Below are 4,561 nucleotides of genomic sequence, written 5' to 3'. Positions count from 1 at the left end.
TTAATCTCCATGTCATGTTAAAGTTTATTATTTTTACTTTTTCTCACAAATTTTCTTTCTAAAATTTCATCTAAACACTTGTTAGATTTACTTTTATCCTTTAAAATAGAATAGGAGATATTCCGTTATTATTTTTCGGAGGAAAAAGAAATGTCCATTAATTGGCAGGAAATTTTATTTCACTTTTTAGGTGGTCTGGGACTATTCTTATATAGTATCAAGACCATGGGAGACGGTTTGCAACAAGCTGCTGGAGATCGCCTTCGTTTTTACATCGACAAGTACACTAGCAATCCCTTTTTAGGTGTTCTAGTCGGAATTGTCGTGACTGCCCTGATTCAGTCAAGTACAGGGGTTACAGTTATCACGGTTGGACTGGTCAGTGCTAGTCTTCTCACTCTTAGACAGGCTATCGGAATTATCATGGGAGCCAACATCGGAACCACAGTTACTTCCTTTATCATCGGTTTCAAGCTTGGTGAGTATGCCTTACCCCTGATTTTCCTTGGAACCATGTTCCTCTTCTTTACCAAAAATAGAACAGCAAACAATATCGGACGCATCCTGTTTGGTGTAGGGGGAATCTTCTATGCTCTCAACCTCATCAGTGCCGGTATGAGCCCTCTTAAAGATTTACCACAATTCAAGGAATACATGGTAACCTTGGGACAAAATCCTGTATTAGGAGTTTTTGCCGGTGCAGTGATTACCGTTCTCATCCAAGCTTCTTCTGCGACAATCGGGATTTTGCAAGGTCTCTATGCAGGTGGATTCCTTGACCTTAAAGGTTCGCTACCAGTTCTCTTCGGGGATAATATCGGGACAACCCTAACAGTTATCATCGCGGCAGCTGGAGCCAATGTCTCTGCGAAACGCGTTGCTGCAACCCACGTCACCTTTAACGTTTTAGGAACTGTTCTTTGCTTAATCTTATTAGGTCCATTTACGTCTATGATTGAGTACTTCCAGGCACTCCTTCACCTCTCACCTGAGATGACCATCGCCTTCTCTCACGGTGCCTTTAACGTAAGTAACACCATTGTACAATTTCCATTCATCGGAGCCTTGGCCTACTTTGTAACTAAGCTCATCCCTGGTGAAGATGAAGTTGTCAAGTACGAGCCACTTTATCTTGATGAGCATTTGATTAAACAAGCTCCATCAATCGCTCTCGGAAATGCGAAAAAAGAACTCCTTCACTTAGGAAATTATGCTTCTAAAGCCTTTGACCTTTCATACAACTACATCATTGACCTTAATGAAAAGGTTGCTGAAAAAGGCCACAAGACGGAAGAAGCCATCAATACCATTGATGAAAAATTGACTCGTTACCTGATTACTCTTTCAAGTGAAGCCCTTAGCCAGAAAGAAAGTGAAGTACTCACCAACATCCTGGATTCATCCCGCGATTTGGAACGGATTGGGGACCACGCAGAAGCCCTAATCAATCTGACCGACTATCTTCAACGTAAAAATGTTGAGTTCTCTGAAGCTGCTTTGCAGGAATTAGCTGATATCTATCAAAAGACCACTGGCTTTATCAAGGATGCCCTTGACAGCGTGGAAAACAATGATATTGAAAAAGCTCAAAGTCTGATTGAACGCCATAAAGAAATCAACAATATGGAACGTGTTCTCAGAAAGACTCACATCAAACGCCTCAACAAGGGCGAGTGTTCAACACAAGCTGGGGTCAACTTTATCGACATCATTTCCCACTATACTCGTGTATCTGACCACGCTATGAATCTAGCTGAAAAAGTCATCGCTGAACAAATCTAAGAACCAAGAAGCTATCCTAAATAGGATGGCTTTTTTCTTTTCCTAATCTAGAATTGCTTTTCTAATATATAGAAAAATGCTTTGATTCACAATGGAATCAAAGCATTTTAAAGAGCTCCCCGTACATAAGCGCAGAAGCCGCAGTTCCTCTGTACTTGGATTCTTCTCTTTTGATAAAGCGAGCCAAGTTGAGCAACTCAGGTGCCGGATGTTTGGGATTCAAGAGCAATTCACGATTGACCAGGCCTGAGAGACGAACTGCCAGCAATTGCTCATTTGTAGTAGGCAATTTTTTAGCAGTCTCTAGGAGAGCAGCAACTAAATCTTCACTCAAATCATGTCGAGCATGATTGTAAAGATCTTTTACAAGGCTTTCTAGGTTTGGTTCTACCATCCCAACCACCTCCCTTATGGTTTAATAATTTTTAATCAAATCAACCGTTGAACGATCCAATTTCTTCACCAAGGCTTGCAAGAAAGCTTGAGCTTCTAGGAAGTCATCCATTGCATAGAGGGTTTGGTGAGAATGGATATAACGAGCGCAAACACCGATTGTTGTAGATGGGACACCACCATTTTTCAGATGAGCTGCGCCAGCGTCTGTTCCGCCTTTACCACAGTAGTATTGGTACTTGATACCAGCTTCTTCAGCCGTTGTCAAAAGGAAATCCTTCATTCCTGGGAGAAGCAAGTGACCTGGATCATAGAAGCGAATCAAGGTTCCATCCCCAATCTTGCCTTGACCACCGTAGACATCACCAGCAGGTGAGCAGTCAACTGCTAGGAAAACTTCTGGGTCAAATTTAGTTGTGGAAGTATGGGCACCACGAAGACCAACTTCTTCTTGGACGTTAGAACCCAGATAGAGTTCATTGCCAAGTTTTTGACCTGACAGAGCTTCTGCCAACTCGCTAACCATGAGCACACCGTAGCGATTGTCCCAAGCTTTTGAGATGATATTTTTTTCATTGGCTGTTAAGATTGCAGAACTATCTGGTACGATGGTGTCTCCAGGACGGATGCCAAAGCTTTCTGCCTCAGCCTTGTCCGCAAAACCACCATCAAAGACGATATCTGCAATAGCTGGCATAGTTGGTCCACCCTTACCACGAGTCAAATGTGGCGGAACAGAACCTGAAATCACAGGAATTTCACGACCGTCACGAGTAAAGAGTTTGAAACGTTGGCTGCTAACCACCATGGGGTTCCATCCACCGATTTCAACGACACGGAAGGTTCCATCTGGCTTAATCTCGCTGACCATAAAACCAACTTCATCCATGTGAGAAGCGACCAAGACGCGCGGTGCATCTGCAGCTTCTGAATGTTTGATACCAAAGATTCCACCTAAGCCATCTGTCACCACTTCATCTACGTGAGGTGTCAACTTTTCACGAAGATAAGCACGAACAGGTGCTTCATGACCTGAGATCGCAGCAAGTTCTGTTACTTCTTTGATTTTTGAAAATAATGTTGTCATTTCAGTTCCTTCTTTCTTTCATCCATTTTACCACTTTTTATAGGAGAAGGATAGCGGGAAGGTGGATTTCTAAATTAGTATCTTAGTCTTACTGTATCTTAGAAAAAGATTGTATTTTCTTGCATGTGAGGTGAAATCTAAGAACTATTCCAAGACCAACCAAACTATTAATTCCCAAACAAAAAACAATTCAATGCTATATCTGTTCAGTTTTTTCATGAAATTTGCAGAAAATAGTTGACTTTGCTTTCTTATTTCTTTAGAATAGTACAAAACTAGGAAAAGGAAAAAATCATGACCAAAACAATTCTTGTTACAGGTGGAGCTGGCTACATTGGCTCCCATACCGTTAAAGCTCTTTTAAATGCTGGCTATCAGGTACATGTTCTAGATAATCTCTCTACAGGAAATCGAGCGGCTGTGGATAGTCGTGCTAGCTTTAAACAACTGGATGTTTATGATGCTAGCGCCTTAAAGGTTTACTTAGAAGAAAATCAGATTGATGCTGTTCTTCATTGTGCAGGTGAAATTGTTGTGAGCGAAAGTATTGAAAATCCAAGTAAATACTTCACTGCCAATGTTGCTGGTATGAACCAAGTTCTCAAAGTCTTATCTGAAGTTGGCATTCAAAAAATCATGTTCTCTTCGACTGCTTCCCTCTATGGTAATAACTGTATTGACAAGCCAGCAACTGAAGATACCCTGCTCGACCCTGTCAATCCTTATGCAGAGACAAAACTGATGGGTGAACGAATGATTTACTGGATGGCCAATCGCTACGACTGGAAATATGTCATTTTCCGTTACTTTAATGTTGCTGGAGCTGAAATGGATGCTTCAAACGGTCTGCGAGTGAAAAATCCAACTCATATCATTCCCAATATCAACAAGACCGCATTGGGACAAAATGATAGCCTGAAAATATTTGGAGATGACTACGATACACGTGATGGTTCATGTATTCGGGATTACATTCATGTCTTGGACCTTGCACAGGCTCATGTTAAAGGAATGAACTACCTATTTCAAGAAAACAGTTCTTCTCAAATCTTTAACTTAGGAACTGAAAAAGGCTATACCGTCAAAGAAATCTTTAAAACTGCTGAAGAATTACTGAATCAAAAAATACCACACGAAATTGTTGCTCGCCGTGCTGGTGACCCAGCTAGCGTCCTAGCAGACGCATCAAAAGCTAAAAAATATCTTGATTGGAAGGCTAGCTACTCTCTTGAAGATATTATTTTATCAGATTATCGTTGGCGTGTTAAAGAAGGCAAAAACATTTTGGAATAGGATAAC

4 protein-coding genes are annotated in these 4,561 nt (G+C 41.2%); 2 read left to right on the top strand and 2 right to left on the bottom strand.

All coding sequences use genetic code 11. The features are described 5' to 3' along the window. The first annotated feature begins 150 nt into the window (after window positions 1-150). The gene (locus O3599_RS09730; RefSeq protein ID WP_247939908.1) at window positions 151-1,782 is read left to right on the top strand and encodes a Na/Pi cotransporter family protein; all 1,632 of its coding nucleotides are present in this window, start codon (window positions 151-153) and stop codon (window positions 1,780-1,782) included. 97 nt (window positions 1,783-1,879) lie between these two features. On the opposite strand, the gene O3599_RS09725 is transcribed toward O3599_RS09730, so the two are convergent. Together O3599_RS09725 and pepA are read right to left on the bottom strand one after the other, a co-directional pair. Then, the gene (locus O3599_RS09725; protein WP_084890535.1) at window positions 1,880-2,176 is read right to left on the bottom strand and encodes a bacteriocin immunity protein; all 297 of its coding nucleotides are present in this window, start codon (window positions 2,174-2,176) and stop codon (window positions 1,880-1,882) included. A 21-nt stretch (window positions 2,177-2,197) separates the two neighbouring features. Next, window positions 2,198-3,262, bottom strand: a complete 1,065-nt coding sequence (gene pepA, locus O3599_RS09720) for a glutamyl aminopeptidase (protein WP_004255930.1) — start codon at window positions 3,260-3,262, stop codon at window positions 2,198-2,200. Window positions 3,263-3,556: 294 nt separating this feature from the next. Here pepA and galE point away from each other — a divergent pair, with 294 nt between their 5' ends. After that, window positions 3,557-4,555: a UDP-glucose 4-epimerase GalE gene (galE, locus tag O3599_RS09715; protein WP_247939909.1), complete on the top strand. Its 999-nt coding sequence runs from the start codon at window positions 3,557-3,559 to the stop codon at window positions 4,553-4,555. Window positions 4,556-4,561: the final 6 nt, after the last annotated feature.

The sequence above is a fragment of the Streptococcus sp. 27098_8_103 genome, from assembly GCF_041432345.1.
Taxonomy (GTDB): domain Bacteria; phylum Bacillota; class Bacilli; order Lactobacillales; family Streptococcaceae; genus Streptococcus; species Streptococcus mitis_BV.
This window is presented reverse-complemented; position numbering and strand designations above follow the sequence as displayed.

Bases quoted from the DNA above. Each gene is read 5' to 3' on its own strand.
- O3599_RS09725 (WP_084890535.1), bottom strand. From the start codon at position 2,176: ATGGTAGAACCAAACCTAGAAAGCCTTGTAAAAGATCTTTACAATCAT.
- galE (WP_247939909.1), top strand. From the start codon at position 3,557: ATGACCAAAACAATTCTTGTTACAGGTGGAGCTGGCTACATTGGCTCC.
- O3599_RS09730 (WP_247939908.1), top strand. From the start codon at position 151: ATGTCCATTAATTGGCAGGAAATTTTATTTCACTTTTTAGGTGGTCTG.
- pepA (WP_004255930.1), bottom strand. From the start codon at position 3,262: ATGACAACATTATTTTCAAAAATCAAAGAAGTAACAGAACTTGCTGCG.